Origin of the sequence: Macrococcus equi, from assembly GCF_047426745.1 — a bacterium.
GTDB classification, from domain to species: domain Bacteria; phylum Bacillota; class Bacilli; order Staphylococcales; family Staphylococcaceae; genus Macrococcoides; species Macrococcoides equi.
This window is the reverse complement of record NZ_CP179732.1, coordinates 1,454,924-1,480,773: the sequence shown is the minus strand read 5'-3', so window position 1 is coordinate 1,480,773 and position 25,850 is coordinate 1,454,924. Positions and strand designations below refer to the sequence as shown.

25 protein-coding genes, 10 tRNA genes and 1 pseudogene are annotated in these 25,850 nt (G+C 33.6%); 14 read left to right on the top strand and 22 right to left on the bottom strand.

What is annotated here, in order from left to right; all coding sequences use genetic code 11:
• The first annotated feature begins 167 nt into the window (after nucleotides 1-167).
• On the top strand, nucleotides 168-617 hold the full coding sequence (locus ACMGE6_RS07805) for an Ltp family lipoprotein (protein ID WP_414053345.1): 450 nt from the start codon (nucleotides 168-170) through the stop codon (nucleotides 615-617).
• A 59-nt stretch (nucleotides 618-676) separates the two neighbouring features.
• Here ACMGE6_RS07805 and ACMGE6_RS07800 read toward each other — a convergent pair.
• The 9 genes from ACMGE6_RS07800 to ACMGE6_RS07760 form a co-directional block, all read right to left on the bottom strand.
• Nucleotides 677-765 (bottom strand) — tRNA-Ser (locus tag ACMGE6_RS07800).
• A 48-nt stretch (nucleotides 766-813) separates the two neighbouring features.
• A tRNA-Glu gene (locus ACMGE6_RS07795) sits at nucleotides 814-885 on the bottom strand.
• A gap of 5 nt (nucleotides 886-890) precedes the next feature.
• A tRNA-Asn gene (locus ACMGE6_RS07790) sits at nucleotides 891-965 on the bottom strand.
• Nucleotides 966-969: 4 nt separating this feature from the next.
• Nucleotides 970-1,043, bottom strand: a tRNA-Gly gene (locus ACMGE6_RS07785).
• 8 nt (nucleotides 1,044-1,051) lie between these two features.
• Nucleotides 1,052-1,127, bottom strand: a tRNA-His gene (locus ACMGE6_RS07780).
• Nucleotides 1,128-1,147: 20 nt separating this feature from the next.
• Nucleotides 1,148-1,220, bottom strand: a tRNA-Phe gene (locus ACMGE6_RS07775).
• 4 nt (nucleotides 1,221-1,224) lie between these two features.
• A tRNA-Asp gene (locus tag ACMGE6_RS07770) sits at nucleotides 1,225-1,300 on the bottom strand.
• Nucleotides 1,301-1,308: 8 nt separating this feature from the next.
• Nucleotides 1,309-1,382, bottom strand: a tRNA-Met gene (locus ACMGE6_RS07765).
• Nucleotides 1,383-1,932: 550 nt separating this feature from the next.
• Nucleotides 1,933-2,853: a ketopantoate reductase family protein gene (locus ACMGE6_RS07760; RefSeq protein WP_414053344.1), complete on the bottom strand. Its 921-nt coding sequence runs from the start codon at nucleotides 2,851-2,853 to the stop codon at nucleotides 1,933-1,935.
• A 445-nt stretch (nucleotides 2,854-3,298) separates the two neighbouring features.
• Here ACMGE6_RS07760 and ACMGE6_RS07755 point away from each other — a divergent pair, with 445 nt between their 5' ends.
• From ACMGE6_RS07755 to ACMGE6_RS07730, 6 genes and pseudogenes are all read left to right on the top strand, one after another.
• Nucleotides 3,299-3,433, top strand: a complete 135-nt coding sequence (locus tag ACMGE6_RS07755; RefSeq protein ID WP_414053343.1) for a hypothetical protein — start codon at nucleotides 3,299-3,301, stop codon at nucleotides 3,431-3,433.
• A gap of 93 nt (nucleotides 3,434-3,526) precedes the next feature.
• A pseudogene (locus ACMGE6_RS07750) lies at nucleotides 3,527-3,631 on the top strand (XRE family transcriptional regulator); the annotation flags it as partial.
• Between the two features lie 13 nt (nucleotides 3,632-3,644).
• Nucleotides 3,645-3,821 carry a hypothetical protein gene (locus tag ACMGE6_RS07745; RefSeq protein ID WP_414053342.1) on the top strand — a complete coding sequence of 59 codons (177 nt, stop codon included), beginning with the start codon at nucleotides 3,645-3,647 and terminating at the stop codon, nucleotides 3,819-3,821.
• A 355-nt stretch (nucleotides 3,822-4,176) separates the two neighbouring features.
• On the top strand, nucleotides 4,177-4,686 hold the full coding sequence (locus ACMGE6_RS07740) for a hypothetical protein (protein WP_414053341.1): 510 nt from the start codon (nucleotides 4,177-4,179) through the stop codon (nucleotides 4,684-4,686).
• Between the two features lie 36 nt (nucleotides 4,687-4,722).
• Entirely contained in the window at nucleotides 4,723-5,907 is a 1,185-nt protein-coding gene (locus tag ACMGE6_RS07735; RefSeq protein ID WP_414045921.1) for a hypothetical protein, read from the top strand.
• A 287-nt stretch (nucleotides 5,908-6,194) separates the two neighbouring features.
• On the top strand, nucleotides 6,195-7,136 hold the full coding sequence (locus tag ACMGE6_RS07730) for a tyrosine-type recombinase/integrase (RefSeq protein WP_414053340.1): 942 nt from the start codon (nucleotides 6,195-6,197) through the stop codon (nucleotides 7,134-7,136).
• A gap of 163 nt (nucleotides 7,137-7,299) precedes the next feature.
• Here the strand turns inward: ACMGE6_RS07730 and ACMGE6_RS07725 are convergent.
• The 3 genes from ACMGE6_RS07725 to ACMGE6_RS07715 form a co-directional block, all read right to left on the bottom strand.
• Nucleotides 7,300-7,388 (bottom strand) — tRNA-Ser (locus ACMGE6_RS07725).
• Nucleotide 7,389: 1 nt separating this feature from the next.
• Nucleotides 7,390-7,464: transfer RNA gene (locus ACMGE6_RS07720), tRNA-Asn, on the bottom strand.
• A 79-nt stretch (nucleotides 7,465-7,543) separates the two neighbouring features.
• Complete coding sequence (locus tag ACMGE6_RS07715; RefSeq protein ID WP_414053339.1) at nucleotides 7,544-8,101, bottom strand: competence protein ComK; 558 nt, start codon at nucleotides 8,099-8,101, stop codon at nucleotides 7,544-7,546.
• A gap of 263 nt (nucleotides 8,102-8,364) precedes the next feature.
• On the opposite strand from ACMGE6_RS07715, the gene ACMGE6_RS07710 reads away from it, so the two are divergent.
• Nucleotides 8,365-8,574: an IDEAL domain-containing protein gene (locus tag ACMGE6_RS07710; protein WP_414053338.1), complete on the top strand. Its 210-nt coding sequence runs from the start codon at nucleotides 8,365-8,367 to the stop codon at nucleotides 8,572-8,574.
• A gap of 80 nt (nucleotides 8,575-8,654) precedes the next feature.
• Here the strand turns inward: ACMGE6_RS07710 and ACMGE6_RS07705 are convergent, their stop codons facing one another.
• The 4 genes from ACMGE6_RS07705 to hemE are packed head-to-tail and all read right to left on the bottom strand — an operon-like array spanning nucleotide 8,655 to nucleotide 13,046.
• On the bottom strand, nucleotides 8,655-9,641 hold the full coding sequence (locus ACMGE6_RS07705; RefSeq protein WP_414053337.1) for a lipoate--protein ligase: 987 nt from the start codon (nucleotides 9,639-9,641) through the stop codon (nucleotides 8,655-8,657).
• A gap of 35 nt (nucleotides 9,642-9,676) precedes the next feature.
• A complete protein-coding gene (gene hemY, locus ACMGE6_RS07700) occupies nucleotides 9,677-11,050 on the bottom strand; it encodes a protoporphyrinogen oxidase (RefSeq protein WP_414045916.1) in 1,374 nt (457 codons plus the stop codon).
• A 17-nt stretch (nucleotides 11,051-11,067) separates the two neighbouring features.
• Nucleotides 11,068-11,988, bottom strand: a complete 921-nt coding sequence (gene hemH / locus ACMGE6_RS07695) for a ferrochelatase (RefSeq protein ID WP_414053336.1) — start codon at nucleotides 11,986-11,988, stop codon at nucleotides 11,068-11,070.
• On the bottom strand, nucleotides 11,988-13,046 hold the full coding sequence (gene hemE, locus ACMGE6_RS07690; protein WP_414053335.1) for a uroporphyrinogen decarboxylase: 1,059 nt from the start codon (nucleotides 13,044-13,046) through the stop codon (nucleotides 11,988-11,990). Before hemE ends, hemH begins: the two co-directional genes overlap by 1 nt.
• Nucleotides 13,047-13,178: 132 nt before the next feature.
• Between hemE and ACMGE6_RS07685 the strand changes: the two genes are divergently transcribed.
• Nucleotides 13,179-13,709, top strand: coding sequence for a hypothetical protein (locus tag ACMGE6_RS07685; RefSeq protein ID WP_414053334.1), 531 nt, complete (start codon nucleotides 13,179-13,181; stop codon nucleotides 13,707-13,709).
• A 79-nt stretch (nucleotides 13,710-13,788) separates the two neighbouring features.
• Here the strand turns inward: ACMGE6_RS07685 and ACMGE6_RS07680 are convergent, their stop codons facing one another.
• Nucleotides 13,789-15,039 (bottom strand): ABC transporter permease, encoded by a 1,251-nt coding sequence (locus ACMGE6_RS07680; RefSeq protein ID WP_414053333.1) that lies wholly within the window; start codon nucleotides 15,037-15,039, stop codon nucleotides 13,789-13,791.
• On the bottom strand, nucleotides 14,999-15,733 hold the full coding sequence (locus ACMGE6_RS07675; RefSeq protein ID WP_414053332.1) for an ABC transporter ATP-binding protein: 735 nt from the start codon (nucleotides 15,731-15,733) through the stop codon (nucleotides 14,999-15,001). Before ACMGE6_RS07675 ends, ACMGE6_RS07680 begins: the two co-directional genes overlap by 41 nt.
• 132 nt (nucleotides 15,734-15,865) lie before the next feature.
• Between ACMGE6_RS07675 and ACMGE6_RS07670 the strand changes: the two genes are divergently transcribed.
• The 5 genes from ACMGE6_RS07670 to ACMGE6_RS07650 all read left to right on the top strand — a co-directional run bounded on the left by ACMGE6_RS07670 (nucleotide 15,866) and on the right by ACMGE6_RS07650 (nucleotide 19,038).
• Nucleotides 15,866-16,291 (top strand): HIT family protein, encoded by a 426-nt coding sequence (locus ACMGE6_RS07670; RefSeq protein ID WP_414047081.1) that lies wholly within the window; start codon nucleotides 15,866-15,868, stop codon nucleotides 16,289-16,291.
• 61 nt (nucleotides 16,292-16,352) lie between these two features.
• Nucleotides 16,353-16,709, top strand: a complete 357-nt coding sequence (locus ACMGE6_RS07665; RefSeq protein ID WP_414053331.1) for a YtxH domain-containing protein — start codon at nucleotides 16,353-16,355, stop codon at nucleotides 16,707-16,709.
• Nucleotides 16,710-16,891: 182 nt separating this feature from the next.
• The gene (locus ACMGE6_RS07660) at nucleotides 16,892-17,437 is read left to right on the top strand and encodes an HTH-type transcriptional regulator Hpr (protein WP_414053330.1); all 546 of its coding nucleotides are present in this window, start codon (nucleotides 16,892-16,894) and stop codon (nucleotides 17,435-17,437) included.
• 33 nt (nucleotides 17,438-17,470) lie between these two features.
• Nucleotides 17,471-18,046, top strand: coding sequence for a DUF3267 domain-containing protein (locus ACMGE6_RS07655; protein WP_414053329.1), 576 nt, complete (start codon nucleotides 17,471-17,473; stop codon nucleotides 18,044-18,046).
• 65 nt (nucleotides 18,047-18,111) lie between these two features.
• A complete protein-coding gene (locus ACMGE6_RS07650; RefSeq protein ID WP_414053328.1) occupies nucleotides 18,112-19,038 on the top strand; it encodes a peptidylprolyl isomerase in 927 nt (308 codons plus the stop codon).
• Between the two features lie 188 nt (nucleotides 19,039-19,226).
• On the opposite strand, the gene yhaM is transcribed toward ACMGE6_RS07650, so the two are convergent.
• The 4 genes from yhaM to ACMGE6_RS07630 all read right to left on the bottom strand — a co-directional run bounded on the left by yhaM (nucleotide 19,227) and on the right by ACMGE6_RS07630 (nucleotide 25,827).
• Nucleotides 19,227-20,168: a 3'-5' exoribonuclease YhaM gene (gene yhaM / locus ACMGE6_RS07645; protein WP_414047083.1), complete on the bottom strand. Its 942-nt coding sequence runs from the start codon at nucleotides 20,166-20,168 to the stop codon at nucleotides 19,227-19,229.
• Nucleotides 20,165-23,089 carry an ATP-binding protein gene (locus ACMGE6_RS07640; protein WP_414053327.1) on the bottom strand — a complete coding sequence of 975 codons (2,925 nt, stop codon included), beginning with the start codon at nucleotides 23,087-23,089 and terminating at the stop codon, nucleotides 20,165-20,167. The genes yhaM and ACMGE6_RS07640 overlap by 4 nt, the downstream gene beginning before the upstream one ends.
• A complete protein-coding gene (locus tag ACMGE6_RS07635) occupies nucleotides 23,086-24,264 on the bottom strand; it encodes a metallophosphoesterase family protein (RefSeq protein ID WP_414053326.1) in 1,179 nt (392 codons plus the stop codon). The genes ACMGE6_RS07640 and ACMGE6_RS07635 overlap by 4 nt, the downstream gene beginning before the upstream one ends.
• A gap of 105 nt (nucleotides 24,265-24,369) precedes the next feature.
• Nucleotides 24,370-25,827, bottom strand: coding sequence for a coproporphyrinogen III oxidase (locus ACMGE6_RS07630; RefSeq protein WP_414053325.1), 1,458 nt, complete (start codon nucleotides 25,825-25,827; stop codon nucleotides 24,370-24,372).
• Nucleotides 25,828-25,850 lie beyond the last annotated feature (23 nt).

Sequence of the window (25,850 nt, the reverse complement as noted above, 5' to 3'; positions counted from 1 at the left end):
CTAACAGTGAAAATAACATAATTTTTATTGTATTAAGTAAAGTAAAGTAAATAAACTCACTTTTATCATAAAAATGTTTTTACATTATCTTTTTGGGAAAAACAATATATAGGAAAAGGGGATTAATATAGTTTTAAAATCAAATCATTTTTAAAGGGGATATTAAAATGAATTATAAGTTTTTAAGCGGTACGATTTTAGCATCTGCTGTATTATTAGGTGCATGTGGGAATACTGAAGATGCAGCAAAAGATACGGAAAAATCAGTGAAAGAATCTGCAAAAAAAGTACAGGAAAGTGCTAAAAAAGTTAAAGCTCCTACTGTTGAAGCAGAACATGCATTAAACAAAGCAAAAACATATTCTAATTCTATGTTTATGAGTAAGAAAGGTATATACAATAAATTAACATCAAAAACAGATAAATTTAGTGCTGATGATGCCAAATGGGCAGTTGACAATTTAAAAGCAGATTTTAAAAAGAACGCTGCTAAGAAAGCAGAACAATATTATAAACAGCAAAAAATGAATAAAGATGAGATTAAGAAACAACTTACTTCTAAATTTGATGCATTTACTGAAGACGAAGCAACGTATGCTGTTGATCAATTAAAATAAATATAAAAGCCCTGAATTAGTCATATAAAATAAACGACTAATTCAGGGCTTTTTTGGTACGGATCGTGAGGGATTCGAACCCTCGAAACGCTTGTAACGTTTACACACTTTCCAGGCGTGCTCCTTCGGCCAGCTCGGACAACGATCCATAAATTAACATAAAAAAATCAGAAGCGATATTTCACTTCTGATTGTATGACCCCTACGGGATTCGAACCCGTGTTACCGCCGTGAAAGGGCGGTGTCTTAACCGCTTGACCAAGGGGCCAAAAATGGCTCCACAGGTAGGACTCGAACCTACGACCGATCGGTTAACAGCCGATAGCTCTACCACTGAGCTACTGTGGAATAATGGAGCGGGTGATCGGAATCGAACCGACAACATCAGCTTGGAAGGCTGAGGTTTTACCACTAAACTACACCCGCTTAACAAATGGGGCGACTGATGGGAATCGAACCCACGAGTGTCGGAACCACAATCCGATGCGTTAACCACTTCGCCACAATCGCCAAACTTATTTTAAAAAAGATGGCTCAGGACGGAATCGAACCGCCGACACAAGGATTTTCAATCCTTTGCTCTACCGACTGAGCTACTGAGCCAAAATGGCGGTCCCGACGGGAATCGAACCCGCGATCTCCTGCGTGACAGGCAGGCATGTTAACCGCTACACCACGGGACCACTTGTAATTGCGGGAGGCGGATTTGAACCACCGACCTTCGGGTTATGAGCCCGACGAGCTACCAGACTGCTCCATCCCGCGATAATAATATTTTTCTCTCTCAAAAAGAGTACTTTTAAAATATATCATTTTAAGTTTATGAACGCAACATTAAAAAAGTGTAAATTTGTTCTTTAAAGGTTGATTGCATCCGATTGTTGTATAAAAGGAATGTTTTTGTTTATTTATTGTGGGTTTTGTGGTGTTATGGTTGCGATATTTACTGTTTATCGCAACCATCTCCACCTTTTAAACCGTTCTACCCTAGTTGGTTGCGATATATACTGTTTATCGCAAACATCTCAACCTTTTAAACTATTCTACCCTAGTTGGTTGCGATATTTACTGTTTATCGCAACCATCTCCACTTTTTAAACTGTTCTACCCTAGTTGGTTGCGATATTTACTGTTTATCGCAACCATCTCCACTTTTTAAACTGTTCGCCCCTAGTTGGTTGCGATATTTACCGTTTATCGCAACCATCTCCACTTTTTAAACTGTTCGCCCCTAGTTGGTTGCGATATTTACCGTTTATCGCAACCAAAAAAACCAGACACAAATCAATATGTCCGGCTTAAACAATCAATTCAACTATTTTTCAATTTGATGAACAAGATGCGTGAGTATATCACAATATGGCGTATCGATTCCTGCTTCATCTCCAAATCGACTCACAGCACCAGTTAAGAAATCAACTTCCGTCTTGCGTCCGTTATGAATATCCTGAGTCATTGAAGGATAATGCAATCCTACCACTTCCGGTGAGTACATTTTATGAAATTTATCAAGCGTTGCATCTAATTCTAACTTCGCACCCTTTGTAGCACCCACTGCAATAATTTCTTTCAATAATGGAATTAGCATTTCATCTGACTTCTCATATGCACCGAACTCACCAATTCGTTTATCTGTTACTGAACAGTAAGTGTTGAAACAACAATTTACTAAAGCCTTATTCCAGATTGATGTACCGATATCATTACTGATCAATCCATTTAGTTTCGCATCATCAAATATAACTTTAAGTTCTTCAATAAAATCATCCACATGACCATCAGGATATCCAAATTCAACATTGCCTGTTCCTTCTAAAATGAGTTCACCTGGCCCTTTTAATCCAGCAGACCACATCGTTACTGCAAGAATCACCTGTTGCTCATCTAATTTCTTAAGTAACATATCCCCGTGACCTAATCCATTCATTACAGACATCACTTTAGTATTACTTGCAATAACACCTTGCGAAATCAATTGATCAATCGTTTCTTCGGCATACATTGCTTTTGTCAGTAAAATAACTAAATCCACAGTTTCCTTAAAATCACCCATATGCTTTGCATTAACTTTATAATGCTCCACTTCACCATAAGAATGTACTGAAACACCATTCTTAATCATGGCATCAACATGTTCCTGCCATTTATCAAGTAAAATAACATCCTGACCACTTTCAGTTAAATATAGACCAATACGTCCTCCCATTGCACCAGAGCCTGCGATCGCAATTTTCATATGAAGACCTCCCTGTTCATATCTTTTCTATAAATATTTTATCATAAATACGGGATACTTAGTTAATCATTTCACAAACACATCGTAATTACTCTCATAGTAATAAAGATAATCTTAAATTAAATCTCCTATTATTAACTATATAGTTAGTAAAGAAGATCTCCATCAGAACACTTCTCTTTTTAGACTAAGGTGTTTTTATTTTCCAGTCCCTCTCATATACTATTTCATTCTGTATCAATCGAGAGGTAATTCTTACGCCTTTCAATTGATTAGGGTTTATTATCAAATTACTCAACGTAACTTGATTGTCTTTGTTCTCGAACGTCAACAAAAAATATAAATATTACTCTTTTTATTATATTTTTTGTTTTTATGGTAATCATTTGAGCACGGTGATAATATATCAATATATTCAATTAATAATTGTAAAGGATGAAAATCCATGAGAAATAACGTTCAAATTATTGAGGTCATAGCAGAAGAAATAAAAAGAAAGGACATATTAGCTTCTGAACTTGCTCGTCGTGTAGGCACAGCAAAATCTGCACTTTCGCGATATTTAAATAAGACTATATAATTCCCATTAAATCGTGCTGAAGAATTTGCAAAATCTTTAGATATCACTACTGAATACCTTTTGTGATGTGAAGAACTCAGTTATATAGTAGAAACAATCGCTGCACATATCGATAATGAGGTAACATATGAAGAAATGGAAGAAATTCTTGCATATATTGAAATGAAAAAAGCATTGCGTGAAAACAGAAATAAGTAAGGTGTTGTGATCAATGCAACTTAAAGAGCAATTACTTGCACCATATCCGAAATTAGTATTGGTCTATGATAAAGAAATGCCAGGCAAATTCGGTGAACTTTATGAAAGGGATAATGAATATCCTTTTGGTTTAATAGCATTATCAGATAAATTAAATTACCATTTACAAAACGTACATCTTGCTGAATAGATTGGTCATCATGAAAAGTCTCATGGTAACCTTCTTGGGTATTATAATAAACCTTATAATGTCAATGTAGCGAGACAAGAGTTAAGAGCTCGTCGTTTTGGCCATAAATTAATATTGCCTTTAGAAAAGTTAATTCATTGCTATGAACATGGTCATTGGGGAGATATATATGATATGTGTCTTTGCTTAAAATTGATCATAGTTATTTTAATAAAGCAATCGAAGATTATAAGTCACGCTTTGGGAGTTATGTGAAGTACAGAGGTTACACAATCACATTTGAACCTTCGACTACCAAGAATGGATATTCGGCTTAATGCCTTTATCATAAAAAATTTAATAAGGGAGGGATTTAATGTTTAAAAAATTAGTAGAAATTCAAAAACGTAAAAATCAAGAAATAAAAGATAAGTGGAATGAAGATCGTCAGTTAATTAAAGAAAAGTCTGAAATAAAAAATAGTCAAGAGCAAGCTTTATCGATGGAATATTTCAATAACCCTAATATTAATCCACAATTCACAAAGAAAAAAGCAGCAAAAATATTTAAGAAGATCGCACCTGACGAAAAAGCACTCGTTGTTGCCGAAGCTACTGAACGATTCAGAATAAGAAAAGGAAAACAACAATCCTTTAGAAATGGTGATAGAGGCCTATTGATTCTAACAGACAAAACAATTTATTTTATCAAACATACGTCGGGTGTATCTTACCAAGAGTATTCTTTAGATAAAGTAAAAGGAATTGAAGCTGCAGGAATAACAACAGTAGAAATAGTATTCGGAAGAATATCTAAGTATTACAGTGTCTTAATAGGACAAACAGCATTCATACAAACATACAGTAATATGTTTTTTGAACAATAATAATACTATCTAAGTATGTTTTAAGGAGATGGATAGATGACAAATGAAGACGGACATTACATAAAAATAAATATTCTAAATGATGATATGAACTATTGGTTTATCAGAACCAATGGTGGTAATTGGTACAACGAATTTGTTGCAGAAAATCATTGCACAATAGTTGATCCTAATATCAATCTTAAAAAGTTAAATGAACTTAAAACATATGATGAAATGCATAAAGAATTAACAAGCCTAAATGAATTGAAGATAAAAAAGATAGAAGAATATGCATCGAAAAAAAATCTTTCAGAAAGCGAAAAAGACGAATTAATAAAAGACAATACTCTTAGTAAAAGAAGTATAACTATAGAGACTAGTAGAATTTATAATTTCGTACATGGTATTAAAGTAAATGATTTAATAATGATGCCTTATAAAAGCTCAAGGAAATACAAAATTGGCTATGTTATAAGTGAAGCTAAAGAATATACCAATGAGGATTTATATTCAATTGAAAACAGAAGTTATATTTATGACAATAAAAGACGTGTAAGAAAATATCAAGTTTCCAAAAACAAACTATACAGAGATGTACAATGGATAACAACAATTGAACGTAAAAATGTAGATGCAGAAATATTAAATCACCTCAATATGCATCAAGCTATAGCAAACTTGGATCAGTTCAAATTTCAACTAAATCATATGATTGCTCCTATTTATATTCAAAATAACAAGTTGCATATAAATATAAAGGTAAATCGAGAAGAAGGCATTGATAATGACTTGTGGCTAGAATTTCATGAAGTTTTAAGTGAAGTAGAAAAAGTATGTAATGATAAAATTGATGAAATTAAAGTAGATGTTCAAAGTCCAGGTTATATTGAGTTAATTTGTTTTATTGATCCCGAAACATTAAAAAACACTTTCGATGGTATCAAGTCGACAATTAGTAATCCTAATTACGGAGCAATAACCACTGGTATTATAATATTCAGTATATTTAATGGCAAAAGAATAACTAAAATTGCAGGAGTTGAATTTGAAGATAAAGTTCCTAAAAAAGTAAAAAAACAAAGGGATGAAGAAGCTGAAGTACAATCTAGAGTAAATACTAAGAAATTATTACTTGAAGAAAAGAAATTGGATAAAGAAATTGAAGAAATAGATACTCGAAACATTCAAGAAAAGCTAGAAACATCAATAGAGGATGACTCTAGAATCGAAGACGAATAATTATCCCTTTATTAAAAAAAAACTTTTCATTACTTTCTACGAAATAAATTTTAAATAGAACATGAAAAGCAACCAGTATAAAAATAAATGATTGATAAGCTTCAATTTTAATGCGAAATATATTTATATCATTTGCTAAATAAAGTGCACTTAAAACAATTGAGAAATGAATGATAAATTTATATAAAATAAAAATGACCTCCAATCACAATATTATTATGGCTCTCCTATCCTCGCCAAAGTCTAAGAGAGCCGCCAAAAACCACCCATGAATAGGGCTCTTTTCTATGCCCTATTTTAACACAAAAATAGGAGTGAAGCATTATGAACGTAAAAAACAAAAAAACTCATGGTATTACGATTTTCGATTTGAAGGTAAAGTATCTGATAAGCATCTAGCAAGATATAAAAATAGTATAAAAGTATTTGAAGAAAAATTCGGTATGATTCCAATTAACAAAGTAACTAAGATGATGTACCAGGAACTGTTGAATGAATATGCCGAAGGTAAGTTCTTAGAAACAAAAGAAAATGGCCGTGCTACAGCTTCAGTCGAGAAATTACATTACTGTTTAAGAGAAGCAATTAAAGAAGCATTGCATGAAGGTATTATCCACAAAGACCCTACTTATAAAGCCGTCACAAAAGGTAAGAAAGACGCAAAACTTGCTGATGATAAGTTTATGTCACTTGAAGAGTTTAAGGCGCTGAAAAGCTTTGCTATGAGCAAAAAAGAACTATCTTACCTATTTCTTTATCTGTTAACTGTGACTGGTGCACGATTTTCAGAAGTGCAGAATATTAAGATAACAGATATAAATAAAAAAGATAAGACGATTCACATTAGAGGTACTAAAACTGTTAATGCAGATCGTGTGGTTAAGGTATCAGAGAAAGACATCAATTACATTCTAAATTTCATAAAAGTTAGACCTTTAAATATCAGTGGTTATTTATTTGATACTGGATTTAATCTATTATCGCATAATTCAGTTACTCGCTTATTCAAATCATTTTTGTTAAAGAATAAATGTAATGACTATACGCTACACTCAATACGCCATACGCACATTTCATGGTTAATTGACATGGGCTTTGACATTTACTACATCAGTAAGCGTGCTGGACATGCTAACATCAGTATTACTCAAGAGATATATGGCCATCTACTACCTGAAACAGAAAAAGAGAATGACTTAAAGATGGAACAATCCTTAAGTGCGATATAGCGTGGTCACAAATTTGGTCACAAGATATAAAAACAGTACTCATTGTGTCCACTCTGTGCCCAAAAAATAATTAACCGTATCAAACGAAGAAAAAGCCAAAAAGAAAAAACCCCGTCATATCGCTAGTTTTACCAACTAGGATAAACGGGGTTTAATACTGTAACGGAGATGGAGAGATTCGAACTCTCGCGCCGGTTACCCGACCTACACCCTTAGCAGGGGCGCCTCTTCAGCCAACTTGAGTACATCTCCATGGCTCCACAGGTAGGACTCGAACCTACGACCGATCGGTTAACAGCCGATAGCTCTACCACTGAGCTACTGTGGATTAATTTCAATCAACAAATACTATTATATCAATTGAAACGAATTGGTCAATAGTTTTGGTAAATATTTTTATGGAACATTTACACCTTTTTCTCTAACAATGCATACATCGCTAACATTTCGAATAAATTTGCACGACATTTGTCAAATTGCACTTGTTCTTCATTATACATTTCACGTTTCAACGCTTTCGTTCTCATACAATATTCTAATTTTATACAATGAAGATACTGAGTATTAAATGTATAGCTTGTCACTGGAAACGATACGTTTGATTGATCATCGAACTCTACGATAGTGTCATAATGATTCCCGGCATGAAAACGATTGACGTAATGGACATTAATCCAGGCTAATTCATTACTTCGATCACTATGTGTCGGAAAGAAATATGTTTGTGTACCTGGCTGAATAATGATGGGTGGTTTCGTGTTAATATTTGCTATAATCTTCGTTGAGGTTTTTCGGGCTTTATATGTTGCATGATAAAAGAATAATGAATCCTCAATGACATGCAGCGGCTTCTTCTTAAATATAAATGGTGCTTTACCAAACTCCCCTATTTCCGATTGTATCCCTCTCCCGTCCCTGTGGGCTTTAATATACATTGTCTTTTCATTGATGATATACTGTTCCATCTCTCTGCCTCCCTGGTTAACATGTTAACTTTATTATATATGAACAAATTTAACATTTGTTAACTTTAATTTAATTTTAACATTGTTTACATTTATTATGAGCTTTTTATTTAATGTTTACACTGTAAAAAATGGGGCTATATATTATTAATTAATTACGAGATTAGTCACACAAATAATTTAATGTAATTTTCTGAATACTATTGCAATTTAGATAATTATGTACTATACTCGTTTTAATAAAATTTTAGGAGGCCACTCACATGAACAATAATCAGCAAGCACAACTTAATGGTGTTGACACTTTTGTTACGAATCTCAATAATGTTTATATTGAACTTATCATTGATGAAGCAGTAAAAGCACATCAAGTAAAAGTTTTGAAAGAAAAAATTGATCAGTCTTTATTAATGTACAACAAACAAGATTTTATGCAATTTACAAACGTATTAAAAGCTTTGGAGGAAATTTAAAATGACTACCTCCCGATCATCATAAAAGCGCCAGTTCCGGAATGTATATCCCAGAATTGGCGCTATTATTATTTATTATGTTATTTTGCGACTAAACTTAAAAATTCTTCTTTTGATACTCGACCAAAATAATGTGCAAAGTCAATAGTATCCAGCGCGTTTCTCACTGCACTTTGGTTATGTGGTAATCCTTTGAGTAAAGCTTCAATTTCTGACACTTCACCTACACCAAAGAAATCACCAAATATTTTTATATCATCCATCATACCTTTGACCACATTTATTTTCAGCTCAAGCATACCACCTGGAAATTTCTGTTTTACCTCATAATTGTATTTAGGGTTCTTACCATAGTTCCAGTCATAATTACGATATTTCTCTTCACTAATTTGCTCAATCTTCTTCCAGTCATCTTCACTTAGTTTATATTGCTCAACAGGACCGTCAAAGATTGATTGTAATAACGTTTGTTTAAATTCTTCCATAGTAATCTGATGATCAAGAAATTCCTGTATATTAGCCACACGCGAACGAATTGATTTAATGCCCTTCGTAATAAGCTTTTTCTCACTAACTGTAAGACTTCTGACAACTTCCTCAATATCACTATTCAGCATCAACGTCCCATGTGAAAACATACGATCTCCTGACTGGAACATTGCATTACCAGACACTTTACGTTCTCCCACCTGCAAGTCGTTTCTACCTGTCATTTCAGCATTAACACCTAATTTATTTAACGCTTCAACGATAGGCATCGTAAATTTTTTGAAATTATGGAAGCTATCATCATCTGCTTTTGTCACAAAACTAAAGTTTAAATTACCTAAATCATGATATACTGCGCCACCACCTGAAATTCGTCGTACAACATGAATATTTTTCTCATCTACATATGCTTGATTGATTTCAGCAAATGTATTTTGATTCTTACCTATAATGATTGACGGTTCATTCACATAGAATAAAAAGTATGAATCATCTTTCGGTAAGTGTTTCAGAACATATTCTTCCATCGCTAAATTAATAGTAGGATCATTAATATTGTTATTATGGATAAATTTCATAGTATTCTCCTTTGTCATGTGCAGTGATGTATGAATTAGTGATGCGCAATTTGCAGTGCTGCGCGTTGTCCTTGAGATACACAGTCTGGTAACCCTACCGCTTCAAAAGATGCACCTGTAATCACAAGTCCAGGATACTGCGTTTTTATATAGTGCTGAATCGCACGAATACGATCAATATGCCCTACTTCATATTGCGGCATACTATTAAATAATTTTGTCACGATAGTAAATTCAGGTTCACCTTTAATTTCCATCATCTTATCTAAATCTTTTCTGGCAAGTTTTACAATAGCTTCATCATCATTGTCTCTAACAACATTACTGCCAGGTCGACCAACATAGGCACGAAGCAATGTCTTACCAGGTGGTGTTGTATGTGACCATTTCTTATCTGTCCAAGTACATGCAGTAATTACTGTATCTGAATTTTTAGCGATGACAAATCCTGTACCATTTTCTTCGTTGTTAACCTGCTCTGCATCAAATGCCATGACAACCGTTGCTACACTTGTTGTCTCCATTTCGTTAAAATATTGTAATGGTGCATCGTTAAACCAATCTCGGAAGATAGTATGTGGTACCGTAATTATCACATGATCATAATGTACTTTTTCACCATTTATAGTCAGCATATAGCCGTTTTCTAATCTTTCGATTGCTTCAACTTTATGATTATATTTCATTTGAACTTGTTTCGATTCCAGATCATTTACAAGTGCATTCACAAAGCTCATCAAGCCATTTTTAAATTGTCTGAACTGTCCAGGTGCAGGCTGTGGTCGTTTAGGCATTTTCTTTTTGCTCGCACGCATCCCTTTTATCAGACTGCCATGCTTCTCTTCAGTTGCTTTAAAATCAGGAAATGTTGATTTAAGACTCAATTTATCGATATCCGCACCATATATCCCTGATAATAAAGGCTCAATTAAGTTCTCAAGCGTTTCATTACCTAAGCGACGTCTGAAGAATGCACCGACTGATACATCCGGCGTCATCGGTTTAGGCTTAATCACATAATCAAGACCAGCACGTAATTTACCTATTGGCGAAATTAAGCGTGTTGCAATAAAAGGTTTAATTTCAGTAGGTATACCTAAAATTGATCCTCCAGGAATCGGATAAAGTTTGTTTTTAGCATAAATATAAGATTTTCCGGTATTATTAACAACAATTTCATCCTTTAATCCAATTGCCTCAGCCAATTCTGTCATGATCTTTTTACGGCCTAAATAAGATTCCGGGCCAAGTTCAATCGTATAGCCATCTTTTTGAAAGGTTTTAATCTTACCCCCCGCAACATCACTTGCTTCCAGAACATCAATTTCAATTGCTGAATCTTCTTGTCGTAAATAATATGCTGCTGATAAACCTGTGATACCTGCACCAATAATTGCACACTTCGTCATTTAAAAACATCTCTTTTCTATTGATTTAATACATTTTGAATTTCATCAACCATCGCACCGATAAAACGTGCATCCGTGTTTGGCATCGCCGGACGATAGTATTTAACACCTAACGCATCACAAACAACTTTACATTCATAATCATTATCGTAAAGTACTTCTAAATGTTCACATACAAATCCAACAGGCGTATAGATAAAGTGTTCATATTGTTCTTCCTCATATAAACGTCTTGTTAAATCCTGTACATCTGGTCCAAGCCATGGATCTGGAGTATTCCCTTCAGATTGCCATCCTGTTTCAACATTTAATATTTTAGAACCATCCATGATCATCGTTGCAGTATCTTCAAGTTGCTCTGGATACGGATCACCTGCAAGTTTAATCTTCTCTGGCAAACTATGCGCACTGACAATAAGTACTGTCTTATCCCATTCGCTTTCAGGAATTGTAGCAAGTGTAGCATCAACCTGCTCCGTCCAGTACTCAATAAACTTATCCTGATTGTAGAATGATTCAACATGCTTAAGCTTTATGCCATATTGCACTGCAACTTCAGCCGCACGTTTATTGTAACTACCTACTGAGAAGTTAGAATAATGAGGTGCCAGAACAATCGTTACCGCTTCAGTGATACCGTCATTATGCATCGCTTCAACAGCATCTTCAATAAACGGTGCGATATGTTTTAACCCAATATACAACTGATAATCTTCACCAGTTGATTTATTTAATGCATCCACCAAAGCTTCAGCTTGACGTTCAGTTGTACCGGCTAATGGCGAAATACCACCTATTGCTTTGTAACGATCTTTAAGATCTTGTAAGCTTTCTTCTGATGGCTTTCTGCCATGTCTAATATGTGTGTAATAGGGTTCGATATCTTCTTCTTTATATGGCGTCCCATACGCCATTACAAGTAAACCTTTTTTACTCATTATTTTTCCCCCAATGATTGTGCTTTATATTTTGCTGAATAATCATGTACAAATGCGCTAACACGACGCAACGTATCTGGATTCACTTCCGGGAATACCCCGTGCCCTAAGTTAAAGATATAACTGTCTGATTGTAAACCTTGATCTAAAATTCGAATTAAATGAGATTCAATGACTTCCCATGGTGCAAGTAAAATCGCAGGATCTAAATTCCCCATTAAAGGTTTCGTAATCCCTTTCGCACGCGCTTCTTCGATTTGTAAGCGCCAGTCCAGACCTAATACATCTACAGGTAAAGCATTCCATTCTTCGATTAAATGACTTGCACCGACACCGAACGTAATTACCGGTACTTGTCTTTCTTTAATCCCTGCAAAAATGCGTGTCATATGAGGTGCAATAAATTGTCTGTAATCTGCTTGATTTAAAGCGCCCACCCAAGAATCAAAGACTTGAATCATTTTGCAGCCAGCATCGATTTGCGCATGTGTGTATGTAATACACATATCCGCTAACTTTTCCATTAGCATATGCCATGCTTCTGGTTGTTCATACATCATTGCTTTAGTTTTGTTATAGTTTTTAGAAGGTCCTCCTTCAATCATATAACTTGCTAAAGTAAATGGTGCTCCGGTAAAGCCGATTAACGGAACATTTAACTGTTCTTCTGTTAATAATTTAATCGTATCTAAAATATATGGTACATCTTTTTCCGGGTGTATTTCACCAAGTCGTGATACATCCTGCATTGAACGAATTGGATTACCAATAACTGGACCAATCCCTGATTTAATTTCAACATCTACACCAATTGCACCTAGTGGTGACATAATATCTTTATAAAGAATTGCTGCATCTGTATTGTATTGATCAACGGGTAACTTCGTAACATATGCACAAAGTTCTGGATCATGTGTAATTTCAAATAAACTATGTGTTTCTTTAATTTTTCTGTATTCAGGTTGACTACGACCTGCCTGACGCATAAACCATACTGGTGTGTGCGTTGCTTTTTCCCCACGTGCTGCTTTTAATATTGTGTCATTAAATGAATTCAAACAAACTTCCCCCAATTTTTCGTATATAGTCTGATTTTATCATAACAATTATTATAAAGTATCATAAAAAAGTAATGTCATTAAACTGACATAAATCCTGATTTTCGGGTATAGAATAATAAGGAGAGGGTGATGGTTATGTACACATATATTACTTACGGTTCAAGCTTTTTTTTAGATAAAATAAAAAAGAAATTTAGCAATAGAAATTTACTTTCTTTCTATAATGAAGATAATGCGTATCTCTATGAGGAAACAAATGACAAATCTGTTTTCAGTGCACCTCAGTCTTTCATCAATGTGATAAGCGACGGTGAACTTGTAGAAAAACCTACGCTGCTGCTTTATTTTATTGTTAAAGAGGCACGTCAGGAAGTCTTTGATACGCAACATTTACCACTTGAAAAATTATCTGAATATGACGGGTATCACGCATTTAGATTATTAAGACCTAAACGTGGTGAAACTTATGTTGCAGTCTTCCAGTTTGATAAACAAAGTTTACTTGAAGATTTTAAGAAAAGCAGTTTTTTCAGAGATAATTTCAGCAAAGAAGCACTGTCTTCATACCAATCAGAAGATATTATGGCTAACATCTATTATTCTAAATATCTACATGTAGAAAAACCAGTCACTTTACATGAAAGTGAATCAGAAGAGTAACATTAAAAATTGAATAACCAAACAAACGCTGTAATCAAATGATTACAGCGTTTGTTTATTCTTTATACAATTTATAGAACTAATCTTTTAATAGCTTCATGCGTTTCTCAATCTTTTCTATTACGTTATGCATCGTCCACATCATCATGATAAAGAAGATAATCGCATAATAGAAATGTTCCGGGTAAATCACACAATATATTATCGCTACCACAAGTGTCGTAATAAACACAAGTTTACGCATAAATTGTTTGAAGCCCTTAAGTACATAGCTTTCCGGAACCGGCCAGACTTGCGGCCATAATTGAAATGCTTGTTGCTTATAGAATTGTGACGTTTGTAAAACGATGGCATACACTAAAAATGTACCGATAATCAACGCTATGATTTCCTGATGTACAATCCAGATGACGAATCCTGAAATGATGAGCAAACGTACAATAATCCATAGTGCGTCACTACTGCGTAAAAAATTACGAATAAATAAAAATTCAAACATATTATGCTGTGAATATTTTGCCTTATTACGCGGAAGTAATATATCGAGATATCGTCTTCTTTTAACAGTATCTTTTAACCCTTTTACATCAGTAAACATATTGATTGTTTTGTTTTGTCTGTGTGTCAATGTTTCTTCATATTCAATCAGTCCATGCCAGTTTAAAGTGCGCTTATCAGTATTCTTCCTTAACAGATAGATAAGCCCTGCTGCAAAAAGCATGATTGGTATCACAGTGATATACAGACCTTCAAGCGATGTATAAAGTCCTGACAATGCCATGATAAAGATGAGAAGATTAATACTTTGTTGCTCTATATCTAACTTCATCATTAAAAAACGCATGTAAATACCTGCAGCAATCATAGACACACCAAACAGCACTGCACATATATATCCTATATGCGAAGCATGTATTGCATTGAAATACAGTGGAAGAAATAGTGCTGCACAACAGACAAATATGACTGTTCTTATCGTAATGCTTCTTATCATTGATTTTAAAAAATACGGTTGCATCTCTTTTTCAAAGTTCAATAGAAAGATATGATCAGCAGGTCTTATAAATGTTCTTAATTGTGTGATGATAAGCAATGCTAATACAAATGCTATGATCAGGTGATAATTAATTCCAGGCGATAAGTTCTTAACCATTTGAGAGTATTGGAGCATTAGTGCACCGAATGCAATGGATAAAAATACGATAAAATGGCCATTAAAGATGAACTTACTATAATAAGCAACTTCTTTTTGATTTTTATTACGTCTTGCTTTAAAAAGTTGTGTGGCATTATTCATGCGCATCACCTGTTGCATGGATATAAATTTCATCAAGTGTCGCTTCCGGCATATTAAACTGCTGTCTCAAATCTTCAAGTTTCCCTTTACCAACGAGCTTACCATGATGTAAAAGTAAAAATGAATCACAGTATATTTCTGCAGTTGTTAAGATATGGGTACTCATTAATACTGTTCGCCCTGCTTCACGCGCTTTGACCATCAAATCAAGCATTGACTGAATACCTAAAGGATCAAGTCCTAAAAACGGTTCATCGATAATATGTAACGCTGGTTCTGAAATAAATGCACATATTATCATTACCTTCTGTTTCATCCCTTTTGAAAAATGTGCTGGAAACTGTTTGAGTTTATTGTCCAGACGGAAAACCTTTAATATCGGCAAAGCACGATTCATTGCTGTTTGTGGATCAATATTATATGCCATTGCAGTCATATCAATATGTTCTTCAAGCGTCAGCTCATCATACAGCACAGGTGACTCCGGGATATATGAAAGTTGCGCGCGATATTTAAATGGATCATTAGACAATTTAACACCATTAATTTCAATGTCGCCTTCAATCGGTCTAAGCAAACCAAGCATATTTTTAATTGTTGTACTCTTACCTGCACCGTTCAAACCAATTAATCCTACTATTTGTCCGGACATAAGCTCGAAATCAATATGATGAATTACAGGCTGATTACCATAACCCCCTGTTAGATTACTTACTTTAACTGTCACAATCATTCCTCGTTCCTGTTAATATTTAAATTTATTGTATCAAATATTAAAACAATCGCATAACGAATTGTGAGTAATGAATAATTTTATAAATTTTATTATAATAAGAAAAAAGTATAGGAGGCGTTTTCAATGAGTGAAACAGTATTCAGTAAAATATTAAAAGGTGAGATTCCATCTTATAAAGTATATGAAGATGAGTATACTTACGCATTCCTAGATATTTCACAAGTATCTAAAGGTCATACCCTTGTCATCCCTAAAAATCCGGCAGAAGATATTTTATCAGTAGACCCACAAGACTTAGCAAAAGTAATTCAATCTGTTCAAAAAGTTGCTAAAGCCATTGATGCAGCATTTAAACCAGCAGGCATCAATATCGTACAAAATAACCGAGCATTTGCAGATCAATCAGTCTTCCATATCCACTTCCATATCATCCCTCGCTATGAAAATGATGTTGATGGATTCGGCTATAAATGGGAAACGCATGCAGATGCATTCGACGAATCACAAATGCATGCGTTAAAGGATGCTATTCAGTCTGAAATGAAATAAATACATGTTATTAAATTTTTGGGGTATAGTTAATTACAAGAAAATTTAGGAGGATAACAATATGAAATTATCACGCATTATATTAGGATTTGGTGTAGGCGTTGCAGCAGGTGCAGCAACTGCTATACTCAATGCCCCTAAGTCAGGTAAAGAATTACAACAAAACTTTAAATCAACAGCATACGACACTAAAGCACAGGTGAATCAACTTAAAATTGAAGCAAACGAAGTTAAAGACTCTGTCTTTAAAACTAAAGATGCAACGCAGGAAGTTATGAAGTCAATGACAGATGAAATCAAAGAAATGGTCAACCATTACAAATCAGATATTCAACCGAATATCGATAACTTAAAAGGTAACATCGAAAACCTAAATAACCGTAAGACAGAAGTTATGGATACATTGTCAAAAAAATAGTTTCGTCTATAAAAATATATTTAAAAGATATATTTAAAAATTCAGAAAAATATCTTGTCTACCAATTGTATTATGGTAAAATATTATTATCCTATAGTAAAGTATGATGACATCATCATACTTTTTTTATGTAGAAATGATCGGAAATATATTTTACAACATGTGAAAGGAAGGCATGCGTTATGAAGCGTGAAAAGGAAATAATTGAACAAATGCTTTTTACACATAAAGTTTCTCAATTAAGTAAAGCTTTATGGAAAACAGTAGAAAAAGACTGGCAAAACTGGATTAAGCCTTATGATTTAAATATTAATGAACATCATATTCTAATTATTATCAGAAACTTAGAGAAAGCTACCATTTCTCAAGTAAGTCAATATGGTGTAATGCATGTTTCAACTGTGTTTAACTTTGCAAAGAATTTAGAAAAACGCGGTTACTTAACAATGCCGAAAAGTGAATACGATAAACGAAATACATACCTTGAACTTACTGAAAAAGGTAAAGAATTATTATATGAAACTTATCATGGCTATAAAGAAGCAGATGATCGAATTTATGATGCTGCCAGCAAATATAATAATATTATGCATGCGTTACCGACCTTCACTGAACTAAAATATATCGTAGCTCAAATCTATGGTGATGACTTCATCAAGCATCTTGATGAAAGTCACGATGAACTGTTAAAAGTTTTACTTGACGAAAACGAAACTGATAATGCATAATTGCTAGGTAAATTGACCGATAGGAGAATTGCCATGTACTTATGTAATAAAAATTTTAATATTCGTGCGACATACGGACTGCAACGAATTATGCTCATTTCTGCTCTGATTTCAATCTTAGTTTTTATCGTAAGTTTTGAAATTTTTTCTAGTGTATTTGGTAAGCATTTCTCAGATCAGTATTTTATTATTTTTATTGCAGCTTGCATTATACTTTACCCACTTCACAAATGTTTGCATATGATACCATTTATGCACGACACAAAATCAATGCTTTTACAGAAAACAAATAAAGCGAAGTATTTCTCTTTATATAACATTAGAATTAATCATCCTATTCACAAAACTGTGTTTGGATTATCACTTATATTACCGTTTCTTATCATTACAATTATAACATTAAGCGGTGCGGTATTATTTCAGCAATATGCGCATTACTTTCTATTTATCTTCTCAATCAATATGGGAATGTCCTTTATTGATTTTATTTATTTGAAATATATCATTAACACGCCTAAGGGTTCGTATATAGAAGAACGAAAATACGGCTTTGAAATATTAACGAAACATGAGTTTTCTTCAAATTTTCATGAATGCAACATACGATAAATTGTATTTTAATTCTGTCTTATGATATATTAGAACAGAATTTGTAAGAGAAAAGGAGAATACGTATGACTAAACTAAAAAAAATCATCCTTCCAGCAGCATTATCAGTATCTGTATTAGGATTAACTGCTTGTGGAAATGATGGTGAAGCTTTAATCTCTTCAAAAGCAGGAGATGTAACAACTAAAAATGTAATTGATGAAATGGGAAAAAATGAAGTAGCTAACACTGCATTTCAAATCTTACTGGGAGATATCTTAAAAGATAAATACGGTAAAGACGTAGATGCAGATAAAATTAAAAAATCAGTAGATGATGAAATTAAGAAATACGGCGGAGAAAAACAATTCCTGCAAATCCTTCAACAGCAACAACCAGGTATGACTGTTGAAAAATATAAAGATACACGTGTAAACGACGAGTATCGTAAGAAATTATTAGATGAAACCGTTAAAGTAACAGATAAAGATATTAAAGATAACGTTAAAAAAGCATCACACATTTTAATTCAGGTTAAATCTGAAAACAATAAAGATGGATTAAGTGATGCGGCAGCTAAAGCTAAAGCACAAAAAATTCTTGAGCAAGTTAAGAAAAATAAAAAAGACTTCGCTAAAATCGCTAAAAAAGAATCAGGAGATACTGGTTCTAAAGCGAATGGTGGTTCATTAGGATATGTTGTTAAAGGACAAACTGTTGAACCATTTGAAAAAGCATTATTTAAATTAAAAGAAGGCGAACTTTCTGGATTAGTTAAAACAGACTTTGGTTATCATATTATCTTAGCAGATAAACAAGATGACTTTGATAAAGAAAAGAAAAACTTAGAAGACAAAGTACGTCAAACTAAAATTCAAAAAGATCCTAAAATTATGGTAGATGCTTATAAAAAATTATTAAAAGAATACGATGTTGATTACAAAGATAAAGATATTAAGAAAATTATCGATGATCAAATCTTAGCAGCTCAAACTTCTGAAGCTGGTAAATAATATAAACCCCCGAATGAATTAACATTTCATGCGGGGGTTTTATTTGGAACTCATAGCAAACAGCCTCTTTTGGAAACGGCGTCTTCAATGCTGTCGCCTAGTAAACTTCAAAAATTCACAGAAATCAAAGTGCGATTTTTTGTGGATTTTCTTATTTTGCTTAGAGCTAAACGCAAATTCGACAGCCTCTATTCGAGATTCATCGGTTTATAGAATTGTCTATTTTCCAATGCGAAGATACGTTCAGAGAATTGTCCTTTTTCTACTTTTTTCATATGCTTATCAAACATCTGCATTCTGGCATCGATATTATCAATGAAATTTAATATTTCAGCTTCTTTCACCATTGGCAATTTCGGAGAGCCATATTCATATTTCCCGTGATGGCTTAATATTAAGTGTCTTAACAGCATAATTTCTTCACCATCAATATTATGTTCACGTGCAACACTTGCCACTTCATCACTCATAATAGAGATGTGTCCTAACAGGTTCCCCTCTACTGTATAACTTGTCGCAACGGGCCCTGATAATTCTTTTACTTTTCCTAGATCATGCAGAATAATACCGGCATATAACAAACTTTTATTTAAGCTTGGATAAATGTCACATAATGCTTTTGCTTGTTTTAACATTGTTAATACATGATATAACAATCCTGATACAAAATTATGATGGTTACTACTTGCTGCTGGGAATGTCATAAATTCATTTTGGTATTTTTTCAGCAATAGTCTTGTCACACGTTGTAATTTCGCATTCTCTATTTCAAGTAAATAATCCATCAGCTCATTCATCATATCATCTTCACTTATAGGTGCTGATTCCAGAAAGTTTTCCAGTTTCACCCCATCTTCTGGTGTCACGACTCTAAACTGATTAACTTTCATTTGAATTCTTCCACGGTAATCAATGACGTCACCTTTTATTCTAACGAGTGTTTCTGGTGATAATGTTTTGATATCTTCTTCAGTGACCGTCCACACTTTCGCTTCTAAGTCCCCGCTTTTATCTTTAAGATATAACGTTAAATACGGCTTACCTTGCCCGGTTACACCCTGAATTGCTTTATGGATCAAAAAGTAATTATCTACGGATGCCCCTGGTTTCAATGTTTCGATGGTTCTCATTTTTTAACCTCCTTATTTATTCTTTCTAGTGTAATGGTATTTTTATTAGCAACAACTGTCGATCTATTACATGTATAATAAATAATTTGGTTAGATTTAAGTTGCATCATATATTCTAAGATACGTTCTCGTCTAATTCTATCAAAATGTACAAATGCGTCGTCTATTATAATCGGGAATGGATAATATTTCTTTAATGATTGGATTAAGCTAAGTCTTAATGCAATATAGAGTATTTCCTTTGTTGACTGTGATAATTCTGTCGGATGATAGATTTGACCGTCGCTTGCTTTGACAATCAGATGATTGTCTTTATACAGCACATTCATATAGCGCTCTTCCGTTAAATATTTAAAGATTTCAGTTGCATCCTGAATAACAAACGGTAATCTTTTTTCTTTAACGCTTTCAATATGCGCATCTATCAATGTTTCAATGTAATTCACAGCCGTGAAATCTTTGATCAAATCATTCAGTTGGTTCTTTTTGATTTGTAATTCATAGTTTAATTTTGACAGACTATCGTCCGCTGCAATCAAATCGAGTTGCTCTTGAATGGCGATAAGTCTTTCTTTAATTTGACTGCTATTCGTTGTAAGCTCCTCAATATGTGCAGTTATTGCATTATATTGAGTGGTTAAATCAATTAAAGTGACATAACTTAACTCTGTATTATCTTCATAAGAGAAACCTTGATTTTCAAGCAGACGCCCTACTGTATCAAATTGTTTTAAGTCGTCGTGATATTTATTATATACTTTTTCACGTTCATAATACGCAGATTCATCATCGACTTGTGCTTCCTCAAATAGTGTCTCTAATTCATGATTAATCTGTTCAAGTAGTTCCTGCATAATATTCGTTTCTTTATTAAGTAATGCGATCTGATCATTATTTTTAGTCAGTTGAAATTTCTTTTTCTCATCATTGGTCTGCATTGTTTTTAAATCATGGAATAGGCTATTAATATTTAAATCAATCGGAACTAATTGATTCAATGCCTTTACCTGTGTATCAAAGTGCGTGAGTTCTGTGTTGATACTTTGTTGTTTATCACGGAGTAGAGCCATTTCCTGCTCCAGATGATTAATCTTATTAATTTGCTTTATCGCTAATGATAAACGATTTACAATATAAGCTTTTGGCAATTTTAACTTTTCTTTTACTTTTTCCAACTCAGTTGTAGAAGCAGCAATACTTTTATTGATGATCTCAAGATTTTTAGAAAGTTCGTTCAAACGATTTTTCTCACGTATTACTTCATTTTTACGTTCACGCATGCGCTGTCTAATTTGACGTTGCTCATCCAGATCAAAAGATAGATCAAAGTTGGATTGTAAATCACTTACTTTGAGCGTTAACTCATCTACATCCTGCTGCAATGCCTGATTGAACTCCAGATCAGGCTTTTTATTGATGAACAGAATAACAAGTGCAAGGACTGCTAGTACGGCAAATATCGCTAGTAAAATATATTGCGGTAACAAGTATGTATAGATAGCACCGCCAATAAATAAAGCGAGTAATATTCCGATAAATAACTGCTGATATTGATATTTTTTCAGTTGAGATGCTTCAAACACTTCAGTTTCCTGTTTCATCTTTTCATATAACTTTGTTTTATCAAGTAAATCAACTTTATTTTTCTCAAGTTGTTCAGCTTTTTCAAAGCGTTGATCGTGCACTTTTACTTTATCTAATTCATTAACCGCCTGCTCTTTTTTAGCAATAGCATCTTTAACAAAATTAACTTCACGTTCAATTTGAGCTTTTTCAAGTGTATCTTTTTCCAGCTGATTAATTGCAATACTAACCTTTTCATTCATCATACGATCAACTTCAATAGGTTGATATGATGTCCATCCTAAATCCTGCATCATCATTTGTTGTTCTTTCGTCAATTGATCAATCGTCTTCGTTAGATGTGATAGATCAGACTGATGATTTCTATATATTTGTTCCTGCTTTAACACATCATTTGTCTTATCGATAATATCATCATTTAATAAATGAATTGATGCATTATGTGTTGAAAGCTGTGATAACTTTTCTTTGCGTAATTGAAGATCTCTACTTACTTGTTGCTGCTGTTTTTTTAATGCTTCGTACCTCACAATACCTTGTTCAGGAAATGTTGGTGGTATGATATTTAATTGATGTTCAAGTGCTTTCCATTGCTTCGCATGATCATGGTAATCAATTTCTCGCTGTTTACGCTTTAATATCGTATTTAATTCTTTTAGATGTGTCTTTATTTCATCAGATTCACGTTTTAATTTATCCTGTTCATTCACCAGTTTATCGTACTCTTCAAACTGATGATCCTTCTGTCTAATTAATGATTCGATAGACTGTAATTGTTCAGTTGCCTGATTAATCTCACCCGTTGCATCATCATTATATAGTCGTACCTTTTCATTCTTAATGTGTTCAGTCATCTGTGTGAACTCTGTACTTCCAAATGCGCCTGCCTGCAACAGATAAGCTTGTAGTTTATCTTCCGTTAACTTACGATGTACTTCCTGTAAACCTAATACATCAAATGAAAAGATACTTTTATAAGTATCTTTCGTTAAATGATTGAACAGTTGATTCAGCCAGGCAGTATCTTTAGGTTTACCATCCAGTAAAATCGTTACCTCTTCTTTTCTGTGAACATAAGTACGCTCTATACTTACTTCCTCACCTGTATTTAGAGCAAGCAACATCTTTCCACCATATTGTGGTGCAAATCTTGGTTCTAACCTTGGTTCATATTCTCCTTCTTTAGGAAAACCAAATAATAAGGCATGGATAAATGCCTGCATCGTTGATTTACCTGATTCATTTTCACCATAAATCTGAACAAAATCAGATGTAAAATCAAATTTACGATGTTGTAATCTCCCGTACCCGTATATTTCAAGTGATTTTATCTTCATGATTCATCCCTCATCATTAACTTTAATCTGGATTCTCCGTGATTGAGCATAGATAAATGATCTTCATAATGTATTGCCTCTGCATAGCGTTCTACACTTGAATGATGAATCGGCTTACACGCCTGATCAAATATCTCTTTATTTTCCAGATGTTCTGAATTAAATTCATTGGCAAGTGTATGCACTTCATTCAGTTGATCCAATTCAATATCATCGATCCAGACGAATTGTGATTCATTCGATTCATACATTTGGACTTGTTTGAGTATATTTCGAATCATTCGTTCATCAACTAACGTCTCAGATGGATTGATTAATTTAAGTCGGTAAATACTTTTACCTAAATGTCTTACCTTATTTTTGAAATCAGTAATATCTTGATATATCGCATGTTTACCTAATTCATTTAATGTAAGCTTCACACGTTCAAAACGAATATGTTCTGTTGGAATAAATTTGATCTCTAAATCAGTATGATCTCCTTCAACAAGCAGGTATCCTTTATGTCCTGTATCAGAAAAATTCGTCCCCTGCATTTTACCAGGATAATGGATTTCTGGCATGTCACTTAAACGTTTTTTATAAGGATAATGTCCTAATGCCCAGTAGTGATATAACTTACGATTTAAATCTTCCATTCTGAATTCAGTGGCCTGATAGCCTTCAAGTCTATGGTGAATCCCATGTAACATACCGATATGAATAGATTCGTCAACTTCATTAATCGGATAGTTATCGAGTTTATTTTCATACGTGTCCTTGTCTTTATAACTGAAACCATGTATAAATACACGCTTGCCATTCGCCGTAATCAACTCATAGGATTGTACATCTTCAGCAAATACTACAACGTTAGATGGCAATTTAATATACGATCGTTTCGAAAGATAGTCTGATGTACCAGCAATATAGTAGACAAAGATATGTGCTTTATTTAATCTTTCAAATTGTTGTTCAATGAGTTTATCAGCACGAATATTTCTATTTACTTCAGAAAAAAGATTACCACTGATGAGAATAAAATCTACTTTCATATCTATTGCATCATTCACTAAATTTGTGAAGCTTTCAAATGTTGCACGATAAACATCCTGCATAATATGTTCTGGTAATTGACTCTTTAAATCAAAAGGTTCATCTAAATATAAATCTGAGCAGTGGATAAATTTAATCATAAACAATTCCTCACTTTTATTGTTATCTCATATTTTACATTAAAATCTTTGAAAATGTTAGGTTGACCCTATGAAAAATGAGTTCGGGATATTAATTCCCGAACTCTATTGATAACAGTGATTTAATTTTTCTAATTTTTTTTGTGTATAACTTTCATAGCTGTCGTTATATGATTTTGGGTCTTTAGGATTAAGGAAGTTTTCAATTTTTCCAGTAATCGGGTGGATTAATTTACTTGAAGCCCCACAACCGAGACCAATAATTGTCTGAACTTCTTCCATAATAAGAATATTATATAGCGATGCTTCATCCGCTTTAGAATAACCTATATTTTCGAGATTCCCTAATATATTTTTCTGACGATACAAATAATACGGAATGTAATTATTTTCTGCTGCAAATGTTCTTGTCATATTCATCATATGTACAATTTCATCACGCGCAGCAACTGGGTACTTCTCTTTATTACGTGTCATTTCACTGGCCGTTTTAAAGCTTAGTGTATGAACCGTCAATGATTCAGGATTTAATTTTTTTGTTTCTTTGAGTGAATGCTCAACTTCAACGCGTGTTTCATTCGGCAAACCAATTATTAAGTCCATATTAATATTTTGCATATGATGTTTACGAGATAAATTAAACTTATCAATCGTTTCCTGTACTGTATGGTGACGACCAATCGCTTTTAAAGTACGATCCGTAAAGCTTTGCGGATTGATGCTGATACGGTCGATATTATATTTGTTTAATACATCGAGGGTTTCAGTATCGATTGTATCTGGACGTCCAGCCTCTACTGTAACTTCTCTAACATGTGACATATCAAATGAGGTATAAACCGTCTCAAGTAGTAAAGCTAAATCCTGAGCTTCAATAGAAGTCGGGGTACCACCCCCAAAATAAATAGAAGTTACCTTGATATTATTTTCTTTTAACCATGCTGCTGTTTGCTGAATCTCGTAAATTAATCCTACTAGAAACTCTGGAACTTGCGCCTTAAAAACGCGTATCGCATACGCAGGAAATGTACAATACGCACATTTTGTCGGACAAAATGGGATACCGATATAAATACTTACCTCATCCTGCAGCGAATAAAGATCTGGAATCGCCTGAAGCTGTGTATGAACAATATCACGCATTAAATCTAATTTCTCCTGTGCAATTAAATAATCTCTTGATAAAATTTCACTGATTGCTTCATGAGATAATCCTTGTTTGTAATATTTATGATAAAGCTTCGTCGGTCGAATACCAGTAAGCGTCCCCCAGCTCTGTATCACACCCGTATGCGACGAAAGTATTTCGATTAAAGTTTCACCTAACGCCTGTTTCATATCTCGTTTTGATGTGCCTTCTCTTTTAGCAATACGCGTATACGTTTCATTTTCAATCGTTAATGTCGTCTTCACTGTCGTATTATTTGTTTGATCGATATCAACTGTTATCTGCTGTTCACCTGATCCTTCAAACAAATAACTCTCCTCAAAATATAGATTAATAATATTTTTGATATATAAATTAATTGTTTCAAATTGTTCATGCTGTAAATAAAACTTCATGATATCCCTCACAAAAAAATAAA

What these genes read in the sequence shown, in the direction of transcription:
- ACMGE6_RS07805 (WP_414053345.1), top strand. Translation starts at nt 168, where the DNA reads ATGAATTATAAGTTTTTAAGCGGTACGATTTTAGCATCTGCTGTATTA.
- ACMGE6_RS07760 (WP_414053344.1), bottom strand. Translation starts at nt 2,853, where the DNA reads ATGAAAATTGCGATCGCAGGCTCTGGTGCAATGGGAGGACGTATTGGT.
- ACMGE6_RS07755 (WP_414053343.1), top strand. Translation starts at nt 3,299, where the DNA reads ATGAGAAATAACGTTCAAATTATTGAGGTCATAGCAGAAGAAATAAAA.
- ACMGE6_RS07745 (WP_414053342.1), top strand. Translation starts at nt 3,645, where the DNA reads ATGCAACTTAAAGAGCAATTACTTGCACCATATCCGAAATTAGTATTG.
- ACMGE6_RS07740 (WP_414053341.1), top strand. Translation starts at nt 4,177, where the DNA reads ATGTTTAAAAAATTAGTAGAAATTCAAAAACGTAAAAATCAAGAAATA.
- ACMGE6_RS07735 (WP_414045921.1), top strand. Translation starts at nt 4,723, where the DNA reads ATGACAAATGAAGACGGACATTACATAAAAATAAATATTCTAAATGAT.
- ACMGE6_RS07730 (WP_414053340.1), top strand. Translation starts at nt 6,195, where the DNA reads ATGCCCTATTTTAACACAAAAATAGGAGTGAAGCATTATGAACGTAAA.
- ACMGE6_RS07715 (WP_414053339.1), bottom strand. Translation starts at nt 8,101, where the DNA reads ATGGAACAGTATATCATCAATGAAAAGACAATGTATATTAAAGCCCAC.
- ACMGE6_RS07710 (WP_414053338.1), top strand. Translation starts at nt 8,365, where the DNA reads ATGAACAATAATCAGCAAGCACAACTTAATGGTGTTGACACTTTTGTT.
- ACMGE6_RS07705 (WP_414053337.1), bottom strand. Translation starts at nt 9,641, where the DNA reads ATGAAATTTATCCATAATAACAATATTAATGATCCTACTATTAATTTA.
- hemY (WP_414045916.1), bottom strand. Translation starts at nt 11,050, where the DNA reads ATGACGAAGTGTGCAATTATTGGTGCAGGTATCACAGGTTTATCAGCA.
- hemH (WP_414053336.1), bottom strand. Translation starts at nt 11,988, where the DNA reads ATGAGTAAAAAAGGTTTACTTGTAATGGCGTATGGGACGCCATATAAA.
- ACMGE6_RS07685 (WP_414053334.1), top strand. Translation starts at nt 13,179, where the DNA reads ATGGTTATGTACACATATATTACTTACGGTTCAAGCTTTTTTTTAGAT.
- ACMGE6_RS07680 (WP_414053333.1), bottom strand. Translation starts at nt 15,039, where the DNA reads ATGAAATTTATATCCATGCAACAGGTGATGCGCATGAATAATGCCACA.
- ACMGE6_RS07670 (WP_414047081.1), top strand. Translation starts at nt 15,866, where the DNA reads ATGAGTGAAACAGTATTCAGTAAAATATTAAAAGGTGAGATTCCATCT.
- ACMGE6_RS07665 (WP_414053331.1), top strand. Translation starts at nt 16,353, where the DNA reads ATGAAATTATCACGCATTATATTAGGATTTGGTGTAGGCGTTGCAGCA.
- ACMGE6_RS07660 (WP_414053330.1), top strand. Translation starts at nt 16,892, where the DNA reads ATGAAGCGTGAAAAGGAAATAATTGAACAAATGCTTTTTACACATAAA.
- ACMGE6_RS07655 (WP_414053329.1), top strand. Translation starts at nt 17,471, where the DNA reads ATGTACTTATGTAATAAAAATTTTAATATTCGTGCGACATACGGACTG.
- ACMGE6_RS07650 (WP_414053328.1), top strand. Translation starts at nt 18,112, where the DNA reads ATGACTAAACTAAAAAAAATCATCCTTCCAGCAGCATTATCAGTATCT.
- yhaM (WP_414047083.1), bottom strand. Translation starts at nt 20,168, where the DNA reads ATGAGAACCATCGAAACATTGAAACCAGGGGCATCCGTAGATAATTAC.
- ACMGE6_RS07640 (WP_414053327.1), bottom strand. Translation starts at nt 23,089, where the DNA reads ATGAAGATAAAATCACTTGAAATATACGGGTACGGGAGATTACAACAT.
- ACMGE6_RS07635 (WP_414053326.1), bottom strand. Translation starts at nt 24,264, where the DNA reads ATGATTAAATTTATCCACTGCTCAGATTTATATTTAGATGAACCTTTT.
- ACMGE6_RS07630 (WP_414053325.1), bottom strand. Translation starts at nt 25,827, where the DNA reads ATGAAGTTTTATTTACAGCATGAACAATTTGAAACAATTAATTTATAT.